The following is an 18849-nucleotide window of genomic DNA, read 5'->3' on the forward strand; positions in this document are numbered from 1 at the left end:
CACCGGCAGGATGCTGCTCGGAGGCGTCCTCGTGGCGGCGTGCGCGCTCGGCTCGGCCGCGGTCACCCTGCGGGCCGGGACCCCGGCGGGAGCGGTGGCCGTACGCGCCGACCTCCCGGCCGGGCACGTCCTCGGCGCCGATGACCTGCGCACGGTGAACGGCACCGTGGACGCCGGCCTCGTCCCGGCGAGCCGGGCCGGCGACCTGGTCGGCAGGAAGCTCACGGTCCCGGTGGTGGCCGGGACCCTGCTCACCGAGAAGAACGTCGGTGGGAGCGCCGCCCATCCCCGGCCCGACCAGGCGTTGATCGGGGCGGCGGTGCGCCCGGGGCAGTACGCCCCGGGCCTGGCCCCCGGAGACCGGGTCGCCGTCACCGAGATCCCCGGCGACACCGTCACCGCCGGCACCGGCGCGACCCGGACGCGGTCGCAGTCCGTGGTCGCCGTGGTGACCGAGGTCCGCAGGCCCGAGCAGCCGCAGAGCCCAGCCGTGGTCACGCTGCTGCTGCCGCGCGGCGACGCGGAGAAGATCGCGGCCCCGGTCGCGCAGGGCATGTTCACCCTGGTGCAGGTCGCCCAGGGGGCGCGGTGACCGTCATCGGCGTCGCCTCGATGAAGAACTCGCCGGGCGCGACCACCTTCGCCCTCGCCCTCGCGGCCACCTGGCCCGGCCCCGACGTCGTCCTGGCCGAACTGGACGCCTCCGGCGGGGAGCTCGCCGGGTACTTCCGGCTCGAACCCACCCCGGGGACCGTCTCGCTGGCCGCCGAGACCCGCAGCGAACGCGACGCGGAGGCGCTGCGACGCCACACGCAGGCCCTGCCCGGAGGACTGCGGGTGATCGCCGGCCCCGCCCGGCCGGACCGCGCGCACGCCGCGCTCATGACGCTCAGCGCCACGCTGCCGGAGGTGTTCGGCAAGCTCCCGGCGGGCGCGGCCGTCGTCGCCGACCTGGGACGGCTGGCGGGCCCGGCGGCGGAGCTCGCCGTGAGCATGGACCGCGTCCTGGTCCTGGCGCGCCCCCGGCTGGCGGATCTGGCGCATCTGGAGGGCCTGGCGGAGCTCCTGCCCCACGCCGAGCTGGTCCTGGTCGGCCGGGGCTGCTATCCGCCCCGGGAGGTGACCGACGCGATCGGCGTGCGGATCCGCGCGCACATCGCCCACGACCCGGCCGCCCAGGCGTTCCTGGAGGGACGCCGGCAGCGGACCCGCCTGGTCCGGGCCGCCCGCCGGATCTCCGGCGCGCTCGCCGCGGTCGCCCCGCTGGAAGGAGTGGCGTGACCGCTCAGGTGCTGACCGCTCAGGTGCTGACCGCTCAGGTGCTGACCGCTCAGGTGCTGTTGGCGGTGCTGGCCGGCGCGGGCGCCGGCGCGGGGCTGCTCCTGGTCGCCTCGGGGCTGCGCGGCCGGGAGGCGGTACAGGAGCACCCGGGGCATCGGGGTCACCCGGCCCTCCGGAGCCCTTGGGGGTCCGGGAGGGCCGGAGCGTACGGCGCGGAGTCCGGGCGCCGGACGCCGGCACGGCTCGCCGCCGCGGCCCTCGCGGCCGGAGCCGTCGGCGCGCTCACCCACTGGCCCGCCGGCACGGTCCTGGCCGGGCTGGCCGGCTGGTTCCTGCCGGGCGTGCTCGGTCCGGACCACGAGCACGCGCGGGCCATGGAGCGGATCGAGGCCATCGCGGGCTGGGCCGAGATGCTCCGCGACGTCCTCGTCGCCCCGACGAGGCTGCAGCAGGTCGTCACCGCGACCGCGCCGATCGCCCCGGCGGCGATCCGGCCCCGGATCGTCTGGCTGGCCGCGCGCGTCGGCCGGGGGGAACCGCTCCCCGCCGCGCTCCGGCAGCTCGCCGACGAACTCGCCGACCCGACCGGCGACCTGGTGTGCGCCGCGCTGATCCTGGCCTCCGGGCGGCGGACCGACCGGCTCGGCGTCCTGCTCGGCGCGGTGGCCGAGGCCGCCCGCGCGCACGCCTCCGTGCGGCTGCGCGTCACGTCCGCGCGCGCCAGGGCCAGGTCGTCGGCCCGCGCGATCGTCGCCGCCACGGCGGTGGCGGCGGGCGGTCTGGTGCTGTTCAACCGCGAGTTCCTCGCCCCCTACGACACTCCGGCCGGGCAACTCGTCCTGCTGGCGGCGGGGCTCGTCTCCGCGGGGTCGTTCCTGCTGCTCCACCGGCTCGGCCGCGTCCCCGGACCGCCGCGCCTGCCGCTCCGCGCGGACGGGGGTGAGGCCTGATGGCGCTCGCGCTGCTGCTCGGAGCGGGCACCGGGCTGGGACTCGCCTCGATCCTCTTCGGGCTCTGGCCCGCCCGCCCCACGCTGGCCCAGGAGCTCCACCGGCTCCGTCACGGGACGCCGGTGCGCCCCGCCGATCCCGGCGCGGGCCTGCTCGCGCGCCTCGGCCGCCCGCTGGCCAGGCCGCTGGCCGCCTGGGGGCTGCCCGGCGTGGCGGCCCGCCGCGACCTGGCCGTCTGCGGCGGGAGCACGAACGGCCTGCTCGGGGAGAAGGCCGTCGTCGGGATCACGGGCGCGCTGCTCGCCCCCGCCGCCTGCGTGGCCGCGGCGTTCGCGGACGTCCCCGCGTCCTGGCAGGTCTCCGCCGGGGCGTCCGCGCTCCTGGGGACGGCGGGCTTCCTCGCCCCCGACCTGGTGCTGCGGTCCCGTGCGGTCCGGCGCCGCGACGAGCTCCGCCACGCGCTCTCGGCCTTCCTGGACCTGGCCGTCATCGCCCTCGCCGAGGACCGCGACATCGACGGCGCGCTGACCGAGGCGGCGCGGGCCGGTGCGGGATGGGCGCCCGAACGGCTCGGCGCCGCGGTCCGGGCCGCCCTGACCTCCGGCCGTCCCCCCTGGGCCGCGCTCGGACGGATGGGGGAGGAGTACGGCGTGCGCGAGCTGGCCGGGCTCGCCGTCGCGGGCGGCCTCGCCGGAGCCGACGCCGCCCGACTGCGCGCCTCGCTCGCCGCCAGGGCGGCGGAGCTCCGGGCCCGGCGGCTCACCGAGGCCGAGATCGCCGCCCGGGCCGCGACCGAGCGCATGGGCCTGCCCGTCGCCGGGCTGCTCCTCGCCTTCCTGATCTTCACCGGCTACCCGGCCGTCGCCTCGGTCCTGGCCGGGCTCTGAGCGGCTGGAGGGATCCTGAACGCCTGGAGGAGCGACCGGAACGGCCGGGGGCACGGCCGGGGGAACCGGGGGCACGGCCGGGGGAACCGGGGGCACGGCCGCACGGACACCGCCCGCACCCGCGCGTGGTCCCGGCGGTCCGTACCGGACCGGGGGGCGGCGACGGTCCAGGCGGCGGTGGCGTTCCCCGCCGCGCTGGTGCTCGTCCTGCTCGTCGTGCAGTTCGGGGTGTGGCGGCACGCCGTACACGTCGCGGAGGCGACGGCGGCCGAGGCGCTGGCGTCCGCCCGGGTCCACGGGGCCGGTGCGGAGGCCGGCCGGGTGAAGGCGGCGCTGCTGCTGTCCCAGCTCGGGCGTCCGGCGCTGCGCGACGCGCGGGCCTCGGTGTCCCGTACGGCGGACGACGCCCGCGCCGAGGTGACCGGGGTCGCCCAGGCGGTCGTGCCGTTCCTGGAGCTTCCGGTGCGGGTGGTCGTGCACGGCCCGGTGGAGAGGCCGGGCGGCACGGGGGACGGCTGGTGAGGCTCCCGCTCGGTGCGGCGGTCCGGGGTGGAGGGCCCCGGGCCGGCCGTGGGGTGGTCCGGGGCGGGGGGTTCCGGTGCGGCGGTGGGGCGGCCCGGCGTGCGGAGTCCGCGCCCGGTGGTGGGGTGGTCCGGGGCGGGGGGTTCCGGTGCGGCGGTGGGGCGGCCCGGCGTGATCGAGGGGGTGCGGCGGTGGGACCGGCCCTGCTGGTGCCCCTGCTGCTCCTGCTGGTCCTGACCGCGGTCGCGGCGGGCGGCCTGGTCAGCGCGCGGTTGGAGGTCGACGGCGCCGCCCGTCAGGCCGCCCGGGCCGCGGCGACCGCCCGGGACCCGGCCGGGGCGGCCTCGGCGGCGCGGTCCGCGGCCGAGGCGGCGCTCGCCTCGGGCCGCAGCGGGTGCGGCGGCCCGGCGGGCGGGGGACCGGACGTGGGCGTCGGCCTCTTCCGGCCGGGCGGCGCCGTCACCGTGACCGTCACCTGCCGGATACGGCTGGCGGACGCGGCGATGGCGCACCTTCCGGGCGAGGTGGCCCTCACCTCGGCCTTCACCGCGCCGGTGCACTCCTGGAGGTCGCGGTGAACGGGTTCGCGGCGGGCGTCGTCGGAGCACTGCTCCTGCTGGCCGGGATCGTCGTGGACGGAGGGCTGGTGCTCGCGGCCCGGGTGCGGGCGGTCAACGAGGCGTACGAGGCCGCGCGGTCGGGGGCCCGGCAGCTCGACTTCGGCGCCTACCGCCGGGACGGGGAGGTGCGGCTCGACCCCGGCCGGGCCCGGACCGCCGCACTGGCCCACGTCGCGGCGGCCTCCGGCACCGCCGCGGTGGAGGTCTCCGGCGACACCGTGACGGTCGTCGTCCGGGTGGTCCAGCCGCCCCGGATCCTCGGCCTCGCCGGGATGGGCGCCTTCGAGGTCTCCGGCCGGGCGTCGGTGACGGCGCAGCGCGGAGTGACGGGGACGCCGCGATGAGGAAGGCCCCGGAGGCCGCCGATCGTCCGGGGGCGCGGGCGGCCGATCGCGCGGGCGCGGGGACGCGTGCGGCGGGGCGTCCGGGGACGCGCGCCCCCGCGTGGACGACCGTGCGGACGGGACTGCGGCGGGCGGGACGGGCGGCCGGGCGGGCGGTGCGCGTTCTCGGGGCGGTCGTGCTGCTCTCGGCGGTCGAGGCGGGTCTCCCGGTGGCGCTGGTCCGCCTGGGCGGTCCGCCGACCCTGCGGATCCCGCGGATCCCGCGGGAGGTCCCGTCCTGGGAGGAGGTCCGGCGGATGCTCTCGGGCCCGCTTCCGGACGACCTGCCGTACACGCTCCTGACCGGTGGGCTCTGGCTGCTGTGGGCGGCGTTCACGGTCGCGCTGCTCACCGAGGCCGCCGTCGCGGCCCGGGGCGTGGAGATCCGCCTTCCGCTGCTCGGGCCGTTGAGGACCGTCGCGGAGAGGCTGCTCGGCGTGCTCGCCGCCGCGGCCCCTCCACCCGGTCCGCGGTCGGCCGGGCGGAGGAGGCCCTCGACCATCGTGGTGGCCGCCGCGGGCGAGGTGGCGGTGGCCGCGGGCGACTCGTGGCCGACGGCTCCGATGAGAAGGATCACGCTGGAGCAGGACGCGACCGATCCGGGCGGCCTGCCACCGGCCTCCCGAGCCCGGACCGCGCAGGCGCGGGTCGCCCGGGACAGGCGGCCCTCGTTCCGGGAGGCCTCGCCGGCGGCGCATCCGGGAGTCCCGCCGGCCGCGCACCGGGAAGCCTCGCCGGTGGCGTGCCCGGAAGCCTCGCCGGTGGCGTGCCCGGAAGCCTCGCCGGTGGTACGGCCGGCGGTTCCGCTGGTTCCGGTCGCCGACGGTCGGCGGGACCCGGTCCACGTGTCGGAGTCCGTGCCGGTCCACGTGTCGGAGTCCGTGCCCTCAGGGGCGTCCGTCGTGGCGACCCCGTCGGGTGGAGCCGTCTCCCCGGCGTTCGCCGCCGGTATCAGCACCGCTTACGCCACCGTGCGCTTCCACCGTCACCGCCGCCGGAGGATCCCCCCGCCGGCCTCGATCGGACCGGAAACCGTGTCGGGGGCCGGAACCGGACCGGAGATCCGGACCGAGACCAGAGCCGGGACGGAGATCCGGACCGAGACCAGAGCCGGGACGGAGATCCGGACCGGGGCCGGGGCCGGGGCCGGAGTGGGAGCGGGGACCGGAGTCCGGGCGGGGACCGGGAGGGAGGGAGGGCCGGAGGAGGAGCCGGAGCCCGCTCCCGTCGTCGGCGCGTTGCGCCGGGCCCATCTGCGGACCTACGCGGACAGGGGGAAGGAGTCGCCGGCGGACGCCGATCTGGTGCGGGAGGCGTTCTCCCTCGACGTGCCGGACCGGCTGCTCGCCGGTCACCGCGACGACCGGACCGGCGTCGAGGTCGAGCTCGCCGGACTGAGCCTGGGACTCATGGGGCCGGGGGCGGTCCGGTCCGCCCGCGCGATCGTCCTGGACCTGCTGCGGCAGGCCGGGCGGTTCCGTGCCGAGGTCGTCGTCCGTACGGCGGACGCGCGGGAGCTGTTCGGGCCCGCCGGGAGCGGATGGGAGGCTTCGGCGGGAGCCGTACCGGGGCTGACGGTCGTCGAGTCGGCCGACGCGGCGGTCGACCGGTTCACCGAGGCGCACTTCAGCAGGCGCCGGATGCTGATCGAACGCGGCGCCGCCGACGTCGCGGAGCTCCGGGAGCGTGATCCGGGCGAGGTGCTGCCCGCCGTCCTGCTCGTCGCGTCGGTGACCGAGGAGATCTTCGACTGGGACGTGGCCGCGCTGCTGGCCTCCTCCGCGCGGACCGGCACCGGAGCGCTGCTGCTGGGCGACTGGCCGCCGGGGACCACCTGGGAGGTCGGGGCGGACGGCCGGATCGGCGAGGTGAGGGGAGCGCAGGCCGAAGGACTGCTCGGCGCACGGCTCTTCGGGCTCTCCGCCCGGGACGGGGGCGACTGCCTGCGCCTGCTCGCCGAGGCGGCCGCCGGCGACGGCGACGGCGACGGCGACGGTGGCGGTGGCGGTGGCGACGACGGAGGCGGTGGCGGTGGCGACGACGGAGGGGGCGGTCGCGGTGACGGCGGGGGCGGAGAGGACGGCGGGGCGGACGTAGAGGGTGTTCTCGGGGGGTGCGGTGCCCGCGGACCCGGCCGGGAGCAGGCGGGCGTGGACGGGCTGCCCGTCTGGGAGGGACCGGAGCCCGTGCGCCTCTCGATCCTCGGACGGCCGGTCGTCCAGGCGAAGGGCCGTCCCGGGGCGGTGCCCGTGGACGGTCCCCGGCTGCTCCTGCTCGTCCTGCTCGCCCTCCACCCGGAAGGGCTGCGGACGGAGGAGATCCGTACCGCGCTGTGGCCGGGGACGACGGTGGACGCATGCGTCCACGACACCCTGCGGAGCCTGCGCGACGCGCTGCGGGCCGCCACCGACGGAGCGGACCGGGGCCGCCGCGACTCCCCGTTCATCGTCGGGGACGGCGGGACCTACCGCATCGAGCCGGCCATGGTCGCGGTGGACCTGTGGGACTTCGAGGCCGTGGTCGGGGAGGCGCGCACGGCCGCCGACGACAGGTCGCGGATCGACGCCCTGGACTGCGCCGCCCGGCTCTGCCGGGGGACGCTGGCCGAAGGGCTCGCCGCCGGGTGGCTCGACGACCGGCGCAACGGGCAGCGGGAGGCCCAGGCCGGCGTGCTCGTCCGGCTCGCCGAACTCCGGGCGTCCGGAGACCCGCGGGGCGCACTCGACGTCCTGGAGCGGGCCGTCGCCCTGGACCCGGATCCGGAGGACCCCTGGCGCCGCCTCATCCGCCTCCAACTGGAGCTCGGGCACCGGGACCGGGCGGCTGAGACGGCGGTGCTGCTGCGCAGGCGCCTGTGCGCGATGGGCGTACGGCCGACCCGTGAGACGGAGCGTCTCCTGTCGGAGCTGTGAGACGGAGCGCCCCCTGCTGGAGCCGTGAGCCGGAGCGCCTCCTGTCCGAGCCGTGAGCGGCGGGAAGGAGACGGATGCTCATCTCCCCGGCACCGGCGAGTTGCCCGCCCATCAACCGGTTGTCATGTCCATCCGTCAAGTTCAGGTCGCAGGACGCCTCTCCCGACCCGAGGAGACCCATGTTCCGACGACCCGTCCTCATCCTCACGACCGCGGCGGCGGTGCTCGCGGCGGTCGTCCCCGCCGCGAACGTCCCCGCCGCCGCCGCCGCGCCGCCGGCGGTCGTCGGCGTCGCCCACCGCGGCGCCTCCGCGTACGCCCCGGAGAACACCGTCGCCGCCTTCGAGCTGGCGCATGAGCAGCACGCCGACATGTTCGAGCTCGACGTGCAGGAGACGAAGGACCACGCGCTGGTCCTGATGCACGATACGACGCTGGCCCGCACCACCGACGTCGAAAGGGTCTTCCCGGGCCGGGCGCCCTGGCGGGTCGGCGACTTCACGCTCGAGGAGATCCGGAGGCTGGACGCCGGCGCGTGGTTCGCCCCGCGCTACGGGGGCGAACCGGTGCCCACGCTCGGCGAGGCGCTACGCGCGATGGACGGGGCCGGGATGGGCCTGCTGCTGGAGGTCAAGGCGCCGGGGCTCTACCCGGGCATCGAGGCCCGCATCGTCCGCGAGCTGCGGCGCAACCCCGCCTGGCTGCGTCCCGGCAGGCTCGTCGTGCAGTCGTTCGACTGGAATTCGATGCGCAGGTTCCACCGGGCCGCTCCCGAGGTCCCGGTCGGGCTGCTCGGCACCCCGGCGGTCGCGCGGCTCCCGGAACTGGCGGAGTTCGCCGACCAGGTCAACCCGCCCCATGCGGACCTGACACCGGAGTACGTCCGGCGCGTCCACGCCCACCGGATGGAGGTCTTCACCTGGACGGTGGACGACCCGGCGACCATGCGCCGCATGGTCGCCCACGGGGTGGACGGCATCATCACCAACAGGCCCGACGTGCTGAACGACCTCGTCGGGGGCTGACCGGGGGCTGACCGGGGGCGGTCGTCCGTACACTGATCCTCCCCTTCCGCGGCAGAGGAGCGTGCCGATGACCCGGCCCCGTGTTCTCGTCGTCGACGACGACCCGGCGATCCTGCGCTCCCTGGGGCGGGGCCTGCGGCTGGCGGGCTTCGCCGTGGAGACCGCCGGGTCCGGGGGGCGGGCGCTGGAGCTGACCGGTGGCTTCTCACCCGACGCCATCGTGCTGGACGTCTGCATGCCCGGACTGTCGGGGATCGAGGTGTGCGACCGGCTGCGGGCCCGCGGCGGGGACGTGCCGGTGCTGATGCTCTCGGCCATGGACGAGGTCGCCGACCGGGTGGCGGGGCTGGCCGCGGGGGCCGACGACTACGTCGTCAAGCCGTTCGCGCTGGAGGAACTGGTGCTGCGGGTCCGGGCCCTGCTGCGCCGGGCCGGGCGCGCGCCGGGCGCGGTGGTGCGGGTGGGCCCGCTGGAGATGGACCCGGCCGCGCGCCGGGTCACCGTGGAGGGCGGGGAGGTCGAGCTGACCCGCAGGGAGTTCGACCTGCTGGAGGTGCTGGCGTGCAACGCGGGCATCGTGCTCTCCCGGGACGTCCTGCTCGAACGGGTCTGGGGATACGACTTCGAGGTGACCGGCAACGCCGTGGACACCTTCGTCGGCTACCTGCGGCGCAAGCTGGAGGCCGGAGGCCGTCCGCGCATGGTGCACACGGTGCGCGGGGTCGGGTTCGTGCTGCGGGAGCCGCGGCCGTGAGGCTCCCGCCCGGCGCCGCCCGTGAGGCTTCCCGGCCGGTCGCCCTGCCCGCCGCCCGTGACACGTGCCGCCGGACGCCCGGTGCGGCGCGGATGAGGATCTCCACCCGGTTCGCCGCCTGCTTCGCCGTACTGGTCCCGCTGCTGGTGCTGCTGGCCGGGCTGCTCGTACTGAACCTCGTCTCGCGCGACCTGCACGCCGAGCGGGACCGGCAGCTCTCGGCGCGGCTGAGCGCCCTGAAACCGGTGGCCGCCGCGTACGTCTGGCGGGTGCGCTCGCTGCCCGGCATCCCGCCGGCCTTCCTGGAGCACCGGATGGCCACGACGGCCGCGGGGACCGGGAGCACGGGCGGGGCGTACCTCGCCGTCACCGGGTCCGAACCGCTCGCCGTCGGGAACGTGCCCGCCGTGCCGCCCGCCGCGCTGCCCGCGGGGGGTACGGCGCGGCCGGCCGGCTTCTCCGGAGGAGGGCGGGAGTGGCGGTTCATGGCGGCCGACCTCGGGCTCCGGGAGGGAAGCGCCCGCCTGTGGGTGTTCGACCCGGAGGAGCGCCTGGCCGGGCAGATCAGGCTGCTCGCTCGGAGGGTGGTGGCGGCGACGCTGGTCGCAGCGGGGGCGGGGGCCGCGGGGGGGCTCGCCCTCGGCCGGTTCGCGGTGCGGCCGCTGGCGGTCCTGCGGCGGCAGGCGCGCACGATCGGCGCGCCGTCCCGTACGGGGGTCCGGCTGACGACCGGTTCCGGGGTCGCCGAGGTCGATGAGCTGGCGGGCCTGTTCAACACGCTGCTGGACCGGCGGGACGCCGCGGTGGTCCGCACCGGGGAGGCGCTGGAGAGCGCCCGGGCCTTCGCGGTCACGGCCGCGCACGAGCTGCGCACCCCGCTGACCAGCATGGGGACAAATCTGGACCTGCTCGGCCACCCGGAGCTGGACGAGCAGGAGCAGGCCGAGGTCATCGCTGATCTGAGGGCCGAGCACGCCCGGATGCAGCGGACGATCACGATGCTGCGCCGGCTGTCGCTGGGGGAGCTGCTCGACCCCGAGACCTTCACCGGCACCGACCTGGCCGGGATCGTCGCCGACGCGGTGGAGGAGGCCCGGAGGCGCCATCCGCACGCCGAGATCGCCTGCCTGCCGGCCCCGGCGGCGGGATCGGCGGAGCCGGTGGTGCACGGGTGGGCGGAAGGGCTCCGGACGATGGTGGACAACCTTCTCGACAACGCGGCGGTCCACGGCGCGGACGAGCACGGCCGGGCCGCCGTCGTGGTCACCATCGGGCTCGTCCCGGACGAAGGGGCCGCCGGAGAGGCCGAAGCGGCCGGGACCACCGGATCGGCCAGAGCGGCAGGGACCATCCGATCGGCAGGAGGCGTTGGGACCGTCGTCCTCACGGTTCAGGACAGTGGACCCGGGATCCCGTCCGCCGACCGGGAGGCGGTCTTCACCCGGTTCCACCGCCGGGCCGGGAGTCCCGGTTCCGGCCTCGGGCTCACGCTGGTCCGCCAGCAGGTGGCGCTGCACGGCGGCACCGTGACCGTGACCGCCCCGGAGGAGGGCCGCGGAACACGGATCGAGGTACGGCTTCCCGCGGCAGGCCGGTCGGCGCCGCGTCCGGCGGCCCGTTCCTGGCTGGAACGCCCGCCCTCGATCTGATCCTCAGCGTCCTCGGGACCCGTGACCCCGGGATCCGTGACCCCGTGACCTGGGACTCGGGATCCGTGATCCCGGAAATCCAGGGTCTGGGAACCGCGGTCCCGGAATGCCAGAGAACTGCCAGAGAAGGCCGTCATCATGCCTGCCGTACCACCGGAAAGTTCTCAGAATGGTTTGTCACTTCGTTCTCTTTGGAGCACCGATGCCCTCAAGAGTCCCGGCCTCGAGATTCCTGCCCGTGAGATTCGTGGCCGCAGGGCTTCTCGCCGTCGTGACCGCGGGGGTGCCGGCCGCCGGCGCGGCGGTCCCCGCGCAGGCGGCGGCCTCACCCCGGTCCGCCGCGGCGGCCGCCCCCGAGCCCATGCCCGCCGGCCTCCTGCGCCCGTCGGCCCACCCGGTCCGGCTGCGCAGCGATCCCCGGCCGTTGTCCGTCACCTACACCGCCGGGGGGAAGGAGCGCACGCTCGACGAGTTCCTCGAACGCACCCGGACCAACGGCTTCGTGGTGCTGGACGGGCAGCGGATCGTGTACGAGCGGTACCGCGACGCCACCTCCGCCACCCGGTTCCAGTCATGGTCCGTGGCGAAGTCCTTCACCTCCGCGGCCGTCGGCGTCGCCCTGCACGAAGGGATCATCCGATCGATCGACGACCCGGTCACCCGATACGTTCCCGAGCTCAAGGGCTCCGGCTACGACGGGGCCTCCCTCCTGAACCTGCTGCGGATGTCCTCGGGCATCGAGTGGGATGAACGCTCCGACGTGGTGAGACTGCACCGGGCCGCGAGCCGGGGACTGCCGCTCACGGAGCTGGCGGCGCGGCGGGTCCGGGGCTGGGAACCCGGCAGCCGGTTCGAGTACACCAGCCTGAACTCCTTCGTCCTCGCCGAGGCGGTGAGCCGGGCCGCGCGCATGCCGTACCACCGCTACGTGGAGAAGAAGATCTGGAAGCCCGCCGGCATGGCGGACACGGCCCGCGTCGACGAGAGCGCCGGGGACGCTCTCGGCTACTGCTGCTACCACGCGACCGCCCGCGACTACGCCCGCTTCGGCCTGCTCTACCTCCGCGACGGCAGGGTGCGGGGGCGCCAGGTGGTGCCGCGTTCGTGGGTTGAGGCGTCGACCCGGCCCTCCGCCTCCTTCAACCCCACGTACGGCCTGCACTGGTGGCTGGGCGACGGGGACGAGGGCGACTTCATGGCCGCCGGGTTCGGCGGGCAGTACGTCTACGTCTCGCCGAGGCACGGGGTCGTCATCGTCAAGTCGACCCGGTCCACCGCCCCCCACGACCGCGCCGAGGCGCTCGCCGCCTTCCGCGCGGTGGCCGCGGAGGTGGCGAGAACCCGCGGGCGGGCGCGGTGAGGCGGCGGTCGCGGGCCGGGCGGCGGAGCGGCGGGCCGGCCCCGTCCACCCGTCCCTTGGCCCGATCGTTCCATGCGGATTTGGCCCTTACATCCGGCCGGTGCCGTTCCTAGGGTGCTCATCGCGGGCTCCGCCGGCGCTCATCCGGGTCCTTCCGGGGAAACCGGGCGGCGTCCGCCGCGGCCCCGGCGTCCTTCGCGCGCCGGAGCGTGACGAGACGGGAAAGCCGGATTCCGAACCGGGGGTGTGCGCCTGTGAGCCGACGCGGCTGGGTCCTGTTCGCCGTGATGAGCGTCGTCTGGGGGATCCCGTACCTGCTGATCAAGGTGGCGGTGGACGAGGTGTCCGTCCCCGTGCTGGTGTTCGCGCGGACCGCGGTGGGCGCCGCCGTCCTGCTGCCGGCGGCGCTGTACGGAGGGCGGTCGCGCGGGATCCTCCGGCACCGGCGCCCGCTGGCGGCCTTCGCGACGATCGAGATCATCGTGCCGGGGTGGCTGCTGTCGGACGCCACCTGACCAGCTCGATGACCGGCCTGCTCATCGCTGCCTCGCCCATCGTCGCGGTGATCCTGGAACGGCTGACGGGAGGCGCCGAACGGCTCGGCCCCCTCAGGTGGACGGGCCTGGCCGCGGGGTTCGCCGGGGTGGTCGTGCTGGCCGCGCTCGCCGGGCTGGCCGTCGTCTGCACCGCGTTGGCGTTCATCGTGTTCTTCGCGCTCATCCGGGAGGCTGGACGGTCCCGGTAGGAGGCGGCCGGGACCGCCGGGCGGAAGCAGAGGTCTGCAGAGAGCCTCCAGGGGGCCGGCACCGGACCGTCAGGCGGGACCGGCGTGGGTGGCCAGGACGCGCCAGCCGTACCCGTCGTCGTGGACCCAGGTTCGGGTGTAGCGCATCCGCCCGGCGAACGGCTCACCCGCGAACGTGCCCGCCAGCCTGCCCAGGAAGCAGGTCACCCCGGTCCGCCCCTCGACGAGCACGGTGAGGTCCTCCTGGACGACCTCGGTCATGACCTGCGTCCGCGAGCGGTGGTTGTGCAGGTCGAGTCGCTTGACGCCGGTGACGCAGGCGCCGCCCGGCGGGCCGGTGAAGACCAGCCGCTCGTGGAGCAGCCGGTCCAGCTCCTCGACGTCCCCGGCGAGCTGAGCCGCCTGCAGGCGCCGCTCGGCCTCGTGCAGTTCGTCCGTGAGCGTCTGGTCGGACATGGGAAACCCTTCTCTCCGCCGTCTCCGCTGCGCGCGGCCACTGACGTGGACATGATGCCTCCCGGTGCGGACACGCGGGAAGGAACCGCCCGCTCCATCCGCACGCCGTCCGTGCCGGTCCGCGCGGTTCACCGGAACCGCCGGCCACGGCCGCCGCCTGGAACGCTCCTCCGGGATTCCCCGGGTAGATTGATGATCGGCCGGGCCTTACCGGGCCTCGCCCCGTGATTCATCGATCCGGCCCGGCGAGACGGGGGCGTGAGCGTGACCGAACCGGAGGACGGGCGGCTCCCGGCCAAGGAGGCGGACGCCCTCTGCCGGGACGCGCACCGCCTGCTCGGCGACGCACGCGCCCTGCTCGGCGAGTACGCCCGAGCCCGGAAGGAGGCCGAAGGGGCGCTCGGCGCGCTCCGCTCCGGTCTGGCCCGGGCCGAGCTGGGCTCGATCCCCGTCGCCCGTCTCAAGGACGTGACCGGCGGGCGGCTCCGCCTCGGCGCGCTGGAAGGCTCCGGATACACCACGGTCCTGGACGTCCTGGAGTCCTCGCCGTACTACCTGCAGCTGATCCCCGGGATCGGCACGCGCACGGTGAAACAGATGCACGCCGCGGCGCGCCAGATCGCGCAGGCCGTCGAGGAGGCCGTCAGGGTCCGCATCGACGTCGAACGGCACGATCCTCTGACCACCGGCCTGCTGATCGCACTGCACCGGCTGGTGACCGCCGGTCCCGAACTGGCGGGCGCCCGCGAGGTGGCGCACGACCTGGACAAGCGGCTCGGACCGCTGCTGGCGGACGCGCGTCCGGCCCGTGGGCGCCTGTGGATGATGCTCACCCGCCCGGAGCGCCGCCGTCGCGCCCGGGAGGCGCTCGCGGAGCTCTCGAACCTGCTCGGCCGCGCCCGGGAGACCCGTCTCCTGCTCACCCAGGTCACCACCGATCTGCTCCGCCCGGCGGTGTCGGAGTTCGAGGCGTGGACCGACTTCGAGTTCCGCGCGCCGGACTACTACGGCCTGCTCGCCGAACTGGCCGGCGGGTTCGGCGCGGCGGGTCACGGTCTGCTCCCCGACGAGCTGATCGCGAAGATAGACGCCCAGGAGCTCGACGGTACCCACCGCAGGGTCTCCCTGCGCGGATACCAGGCCTTCGGAGCCCGCTTCGCCCTCGCCCAGCGCCGGGTGATCCTCGGCGACGAGATGGGCCTGGGCAAGTCGATCGAGGCCATCGCCGCCCTGGCGCACCTCAGGGCCGAGGGGAGGACCCATTTCCTGGTGGTCTGCCCCACCAGCGTTCTGATCAACTGGCTGCGCGAGCTCCGTTCGCGCAGCACCCTGAGCGTGCATCCGCTGCACGGGACCGACCGTCCGGCGGCCGAGGAGGAATGGGTACGGCAGGGCGGCGTGGCCGTGGTCACCCTCGACAGCCTCTACCGGTTGAAGGCGCCGCGCACCGTCGAGGTCGGCATGCTAGTGGTCGACGAGGCGCACTACGTCAAGAACCCGCAGACCAGGCGCTCCACAGCCGTCGCCCGGTGGTGCCGGCACGCCGAACGGGTGCTCTTCCTGACCGGGACACCGATGGAGAACCGGGTGGAGGAGTTCCGCGTCCTGGTCTCCTACCTTCAGCCGGAGCTGGCCGCGAGTCTCCGCGACAGCGACGCCGTCGCCGGAGCGCGGGCCTTCCGCAAGGCCGTCGCCCCCGCCTACCTGCGCCGCAACCAGCAGGACGTGCTCACCGAGCTGCCGGACGTGGTCCGTGCGGAGGAGTGGGTGGAGTTCAGCGGAGCCGACCTCGCCGCCTACCGGCAGGCGGTCACGGCGGGCGACTTCATGGCCATGCGCCGCGCTGCCTACGCCTCTCCCGGCACCTCGGCCAAGCTGAAGCGGCTGCTCGAACTGGTCGAGGACGCCCGGGTCAACGGGCTCAAGGTCCTGGTCTTCTCCTACTTCCGGGACGTGCTCGCGAGCGTCGGGGAGGCCCTGGACGGTCGGGCGCACGGGCCGATCTCCGGTGACCTCACCCCGGCCCGCCGCCAGCAGCTGGTGGACGAGTTCTCGGACGCCGAGGGCCACGTGGTCCTGCTCGGCCAGATCCAGGCGGGTGGCGTGGGCCTCAACCTGCAGGCCGCCTCAGTCGTGATCATGTGCGAGCCGCAGGTCAAGCCGACCGCGGAGGCCCAGGCCGTGGCCCGCGCCCACCGGATGGGCCAGGTGCGCAAGGTGCAGGTGCACCGGCTCCTGGCAGTGGACAGCGTCGACCAGCGCATGCTCGACATCCTGGGCTCCAAGGAGGAACTCTTCGACGCCTACGCGCGCCGGAGCGACCTGGCAGAATCCAGCGCCGACGCCGTGGACGTCTCCGAGCAGGAACTGGCACGCCGGATCGTCGAGGAGGAACGACGCCGCCTCGCCGTACGACGCGGCTAGGTTCCGGTACGGAGCCGTACGACGCGGCTAGGTTCCGGTACGGAGGTGGTCCCGGCTCCGTTCCGAGAACCGGTCCTGTGCGGCGAGCACGTCGCCCGCGTGACGCACGGCCCACTCGCCCATCGCCCGCATCGGCCCGAGCAGCGCCTTTCCGGCCTCCGTCAGCGCGTAGTCCACGCGGGGCGGCGCCTCCGCGTACGCCCGCCGGACGACCAGGCCGTTGTACTCCAGCCGTCGCAGCGTCTCGTTGAGGACCTTGGGGCTGATACCGCCGATCCGGGTCACCAGCGCCCGCGGCCGCATCGGGCCGGCCTCGCCGAGCGTGTAGACCACGACGCCGTCCCAGCGGTTCGCGAGCACTTCGAACGCGAGACGCGCCTGGCAGTCGGCGGTGTAGTCGGATTCCGGCGGGCCGGGGGACTTCTCCATGCCCCCATCCTGTCCGGTCCGATGCACACCGTGCGGTGTGCATCGGACCGCCTAGCGTCACGGACCGGTGCCCCTCCCCGGGGCGCTTCGGAGCACACGGATCCCTCGGAGCACACCGGATCACTGACGATCCGGGGACAGGAGCCGCATCATGCGCATCGGAATCCTCGGTACGGGCGCGATGGCCACGACACTGGGCGGAGCGTGGGTCCGCGCGGGACACGACGTCCTCGTCGGCGGGCGCGATCGGACGGCCGCCGCGGCGACCGCGGCCCGCATCGGCGCCGCCGGGCACGGAACCCCGGCCGACGGGGCGGCCTACGGAGACCTCGTCCTGATCGCGGTCCCGGCGGACGCGGCACCCGGGTTGGCGAAGGAGTTCGGCGGCACGCTCGCCGGGCGGACGGTGATCGACTGCACGAACCCCGTCGTACCGACCGACGACGGCCTGACGCTGACGACGGGCGGCACGACGTCGATCGCCCGGCGGATGGCGGAAGCCGCACCGGGAGCCCACGTGGTCAAGGCGTTCAACCTCTGCCACGAGAGCATCTGGACGTTGCCGCGGCCGGTGTTCGAGGGTGCTCCCCTCGCCGTGCCGTTCTGCGGCGACGACCCGGGGAGCCTCGATCTGCTCGCCGGGCTGGTCACGTCGATGGGCTGCACGCCCATGCCCTGCGGGGGGCTCTCCCGCGCGGCCTACCTGGAGGCGACGGCGGTGTTCGCGATCGGGGTGTGGTGGTCCGGAGCGGAGACGCGATTCGCCTTTCCGACACCCGCGGAGGCCCCGCGGACTCCTTAGCGTCACCTGGCCCGTTTCCGGCCGCACCCGGCCCGTCTCCGGGAGCACCTCCCGGTTCACCGGAGGAGGGGCGCCGGGGCCGGGCGCTCAGGGGCCGGTGAGGCGGCGGTCGCCGCGCGTGGTGACCACGAACACCTGCCAGTTGTAGTAGGCGTAGTAGTTGCGGATGTCGCGCTTGATCTGGCGCGCGTGCAGCCGCACCGCGTCGACGTACGCCCAGGAGTGGTTGTAGGCGTACAGCGCGCGCCGGTAGTCGCGCGGCGCGCCCGAGGCGCGCAGGTAGTTGGCCGCGGCGAGCAGGGCGTCGCGGGTGTCGTGGACGTCGCCGCCCATCCCGTAGGCGGCCCAGGTCCCCGGCATGAACTGCATGGGCCCCTTGGCGCCCGTGTGGCTGGGGGAGCGTACGCGGCCGAACTTCGTCTCGACGAACATCACCGCCGCCAGCACCTCCCAGTCGACGCCGAACCGGCGCTCGGCGTGCCGGAAGTGCTTGAGCAGGACGTCGGCGGGCTCGGGCTCCCGGACGCGGAACCTCGCGGGCCTGCTGACGGGGTGGACCAGGGAGAGCAGGTTCCGGCCGGCCGTCACGTTGGCCCTCGCCTCCCCGGCCAGGGCCTTCGACAACCCGGGGTAGGTGCGGGAGGCGGTCTTCGGGTCGCGGGCGAGGTGACGGTAGATGCGCTGCTGGTGCAGGGCCAGCAGCACCACCGCCTCGGGAGCCCTCCCCTCGGCGGGGTCGCCGTCGCGGATCCAGTCGTCGATCGCCCGACGGAGCCGCGCCGTGGTGTCGGTCAGGGCGCGGGCCAGCCGGGCCGGGTCCTCGGGGATCGCCGCACCGGGGGCGGGCAGATCGGCGACGGCCTCACGCGCGGGCTGCGTCGCCGGTGCCGTCGGTGCCGCGGTCCGCTCCGGAACCGTTCGCTCCGCCGTACGGCCGGCGGCGGCGGAGGAGGTGGAGGCGGTGGAGGCCGCGCCCTGCGAGGCGGCGCAGCCGGAGACGGCGACGGCCAGGGCGAGAAGCGAGGCGGCCGCCGGCCCGCCGCGCCACCGGCCCGCGCGCACGTCCGCCGGCCCGCCGCCCGGAGAGCCTCCCCGCGCGGGAATCGTCCACCGGTCAGGTCGTGCGATCTTCGTCTGCTGCTGCTCCACCGGCCCCAACGTACCCGAGCGACGACCTCTCAGGCCGTTTCCCCGCTCGGCCGGTGAGCCGTCCGGGCGAGGGCGGAGCGGGCCGGGCCGGCTACCAGCCGAACGGGAAGGGGACGTGACCGGGGGTGACGTAGGAGTAGTCCCGGGACTCGACGACCAGGCCCCGGGCGTCGAAGCGGAGCATCGTGCACCCCGAGATGGTCAGCGGGCCGCTGTCGTAGCGGCACAGCGCCCAGTACTCCGCCGCGGCCTGCTCCCCCCGGACCAGCGGCGCGGCGAAGCGGGCCCGCGTCGGCTCGACCTCCGACGCGAACGCGTCCTGGAGATACTTCCTGAGCCCGGCGCGTCCCCGGTGGGGAGAGCCGAAGGGCGTCGACCAGTGGACGCCGTCCTCGGCCTGGAGTTCGACGATGGCCTCGGCGTCCTGCTGGGCCCATCCTGTCGTCCACACCTGTGTCCAGCGCAACGCGGCCTCGTGAACGTCCACGGCGATCCTCCGCG

The 18849-nt window shown here is 75.5% G+C and carries 20 protein-coding genes; 16 read left to right on the top strand and 4 right to left on the bottom strand.

Features of this window, described 5'->3' with window-relative positions; genetic code table 11:
- The first annotated feature begins 10 nt into the window (after nucleotides 1–10).
- The 14 genes from HS045_RS11800 to HS045_RS11865 all read left to right on the top strand — a co-directional run bounded on the left by HS045_RS11800 (nucleotide 11) and on the right by HS045_RS11865 (nucleotide 13088).
- Nucleotides 11–592, top strand: coding sequence for an SAF domain-containing protein (locus tag HS045_RS11800; protein ID WP_196451305.1), 582 nt, complete (start codon nucleotides 11–13; stop codon nucleotides 590–592).
- Complete coding sequence (locus HS045_RS11805) at nucleotides 589–1281, top strand: hypothetical protein (RefSeq protein WP_196451306.1); 693 nt, start codon at nucleotides 589–591, stop codon at nucleotides 1279–1281. The genes HS045_RS11800 and HS045_RS11805 overlap by 4 nt, the downstream gene beginning before the upstream one ends.
- Entirely contained in the window at nucleotides 1278–2231 is a 954-nt protein-coding gene (locus HS045_RS11810; RefSeq protein WP_196451307.1) for a type II secretion system F family protein, read from the top strand. Before HS045_RS11805 ends, HS045_RS11810 begins: the two co-directional genes overlap by 4 nt.
- A complete protein-coding gene (locus HS045_RS11815) occupies nucleotides 2231–3118 on the top strand; it encodes a type II secretion system F family protein (RefSeq protein ID WP_196451308.1) in 888 nt (295 codons plus the stop codon). Before HS045_RS11810 ends, HS045_RS11815 begins: the two co-directional genes overlap by 1 nt.
- Before the next feature lie 15 nt (nucleotides 3119–3133).
- On the top strand, nucleotides 3134–3640 hold the full coding sequence (locus tag HS045_RS11820; RefSeq protein ID WP_374191389.1) for a TadE/TadG family type IV pilus assembly protein: 507 nt from the start codon (nucleotides 3134–3136) through the stop codon (nucleotides 3638–3640).
- 191 nt (nucleotides 3641–3831) lie between these two features.
- Entirely contained in the window at nucleotides 3832–4218 is a 387-nt protein-coding gene (locus HS045_RS11825; RefSeq protein WP_196451310.1) for a TadE/TadG family type IV pilus assembly protein, read from the top strand.
- The gene (locus HS045_RS11830) at nucleotides 4215–4604 is read left to right on the top strand and encodes a hypothetical protein (RefSeq protein ID WP_196451311.1); all 390 of its coding nucleotides are present in this window, start codon (nucleotides 4215–4217) and stop codon (nucleotides 4602–4604) included. Before HS045_RS11825 ends, HS045_RS11830 begins: the two co-directional genes overlap by 4 nt.
- Complete coding sequence (locus HS045_RS11835) at nucleotides 4601–7555, top strand: bacterial transcriptional activator domain-containing protein (RefSeq protein WP_196451312.1); 2955 nt, start codon at nucleotides 4601–4603, stop codon at nucleotides 7553–7555. The genes HS045_RS11830 and HS045_RS11835 overlap by 4 nt, the downstream gene beginning before the upstream one ends.
- A 179-nt stretch (nucleotides 7556–7734) precedes the next feature.
- Nucleotides 7735–8580 (top strand): glycerophosphodiester phosphodiesterase family protein, encoded by an 846-nt coding sequence (locus tag HS045_RS11840; RefSeq protein WP_196451313.1) that lies wholly within the window; start codon nucleotides 7735–7737, stop codon nucleotides 8578–8580.
- A gap of 67 nt (nucleotides 8581–8647) precedes the next feature.
- A complete protein-coding gene (locus HS045_RS11845) occupies nucleotides 8648–9334 on the top strand; it encodes a response regulator transcription factor (protein ID WP_196451314.1) in 687 nt (228 codons plus the stop codon).
- Between the two features lie 92 nt (nucleotides 9335–9426).
- Nucleotides 9427–10983 (top strand): sensor histidine kinase KdpD, encoded by a 1557-nt coding sequence (locus HS045_RS11850; RefSeq protein ID WP_196451315.1) that lies wholly within the window; start codon nucleotides 9427–9429, stop codon nucleotides 10981–10983.
- 238 nt (nucleotides 10984–11221) lie between these two features.
- Complete coding sequence (locus HS045_RS11855; RefSeq protein ID WP_307827477.1) at nucleotides 11222–12343, top strand: serine hydrolase; 1122 nt, start codon at nucleotides 11222–11224, stop codon at nucleotides 12341–12343.
- A 254-nt stretch (nucleotides 12344–12597) separates the two neighbouring features.
- The gene (locus HS045_RS11860) at nucleotides 12598–12858 is read left to right on the top strand and encodes an EamA family transporter (protein WP_196451317.1); all 261 of its coding nucleotides are present in this window, start codon (nucleotides 12598–12600) and stop codon (nucleotides 12856–12858) included.
- Nucleotides 12834–13088 (top strand): hypothetical protein, encoded by a 255-nt coding sequence (locus HS045_RS11865; protein ID WP_196451318.1) that lies wholly within the window; start codon nucleotides 12834–12836, stop codon nucleotides 13086–13088. Before HS045_RS11860 ends, HS045_RS11865 begins: the two co-directional genes overlap by 25 nt.
- A gap of 69 nt (nucleotides 13089–13157) precedes the next feature.
- Here HS045_RS11865 and HS045_RS11870 read toward each other — a convergent pair whose 3' ends face one another.
- Entirely contained in the window at nucleotides 13158–13544 is a 387-nt protein-coding gene (locus HS045_RS11870) for a nuclear transport factor 2 family protein (protein ID WP_196451319.1), read from the bottom strand.
- A 258-nt stretch (nucleotides 13545–13802) separates the two neighbouring features.
- Here HS045_RS11870 and HS045_RS11875 point away from each other — a divergent pair, with 258 nt between their 5' ends.
- Nucleotides 13803–15968, top strand: a complete 2166-nt coding sequence (locus tag HS045_RS11875; protein WP_307827478.1) for a DEAD/DEAH box helicase — start codon at nucleotides 13803–13805, stop codon at nucleotides 15966–15968.
- 27 nt (nucleotides 15969–15995) lie between these two features.
- On the opposite strand, the gene HS045_RS11880 is transcribed toward HS045_RS11875, so the two are convergent.
- A complete protein-coding gene (locus tag HS045_RS11880; protein ID WP_196451320.1) occupies nucleotides 15996–16397 on the bottom strand; it encodes a helix-turn-helix domain-containing protein in 402 nt (133 codons plus the stop codon).
- Between the two features lie 151 nt (nucleotides 16398–16548).
- Here HS045_RS11880 and HS045_RS11885 point away from each other — a divergent pair, with 151 nt between their 5' ends.
- Nucleotides 16549–17199: an NADPH-dependent F420 reductase gene (locus HS045_RS11885; RefSeq protein ID WP_196451321.1), complete on the top strand. Its 651-nt coding sequence runs from the start codon at nucleotides 16549–16551 to the stop codon at nucleotides 17197–17199.
- 87 nt (nucleotides 17200–17286) lie between these two features.
- Here the strand turns inward: HS045_RS11885 and HS045_RS36120 are convergent, their stop codons facing one another.
- On the bottom strand, nucleotides 17287–18348 hold the full coding sequence (locus HS045_RS36120) for a lytic transglycosylase domain-containing protein (protein ID WP_196451322.1): 1062 nt from the start codon (nucleotides 18346–18348) through the stop codon (nucleotides 17287–17289).
- Nucleotides 18349–18439: 91 nt separating this feature from the next.
- Complete coding sequence (locus HS045_RS11895) at nucleotides 18440–18835, bottom strand: nuclear transport factor 2 family protein (RefSeq protein WP_196451323.1); 396 nt, start codon at nucleotides 18833–18835, stop codon at nucleotides 18440–18442.
- Between the last annotated feature and the right edge of the window lie 14 nt (nucleotides 18836–18849).

Source organism: Planomonospora sp. ID82291, from assembly GCF_015711645.1.
Lineage (GTDB): Bacteria > Actinomycetota > Actinomycetes > Streptosporangiales > Streptosporangiaceae > Planomonospora.

What these genes read in the sequence shown, in the direction of transcription:
- HS045_RS11800 (WP_196451305.1), top strand. Translation starts at nt 11, where the DNA reads ATGCTGCTCGGAGGCGTCCTCGTGGCGGCGTGCGCGCTCGGCTCGGCC.
- HS045_RS11815 (WP_196451308.1), top strand. Translation starts at nt 2,231, where the DNA reads ATGGCGCTCGCGCTGCTGCTCGGAGCGGGCACCGGGCTGGGACTCGCC.
- HS045_RS11835 (WP_196451312.1), top strand. Translation starts at nt 4,601, where the DNA reads ATGAGGAAGGCCCCGGAGGCCGCCGATCGTCCGGGGGCGCGGGCGGCC.
- HS045_RS11840 (WP_196451313.1), top strand. Translation starts at nt 7,735, where the DNA reads ATGTTCCGACGACCCGTCCTCATCCTCACGACCGCGGCGGCGGTGCTC.
- HS045_RS11845 (WP_196451314.1), top strand. Translation starts at nt 8,648, where the DNA reads ATGACCCGGCCCCGTGTTCTCGTCGTCGACGACGACCCGGCGATCCTG.
- HS045_RS11850 (WP_196451315.1), top strand. Translation starts at nt 9,427, where the DNA reads ATGAGGATCTCCACCCGGTTCGCCGCCTGCTTCGCCGTACTGGTCCCG.
- HS045_RS11870 (WP_196451319.1), bottom strand. Translation starts at nt 13,544, where the DNA reads ATGTCCGACCAGACGCTCACGGACGAACTGCACGAGGCCGAGCGGCGC.
- HS045_RS11880 (WP_196451320.1), bottom strand. Translation starts at nt 16,397, where the DNA reads ATGGAGAAGTCCCCCGGCCCGCCGGAATCCGACTACACCGCCGACTGC.
- HS045_RS11885 (WP_196451321.1), top strand. Translation starts at nt 16,549, where the DNA reads ATGCGCATCGGAATCCTCGGTACGGGCGCGATGGCCACGACACTGGGC.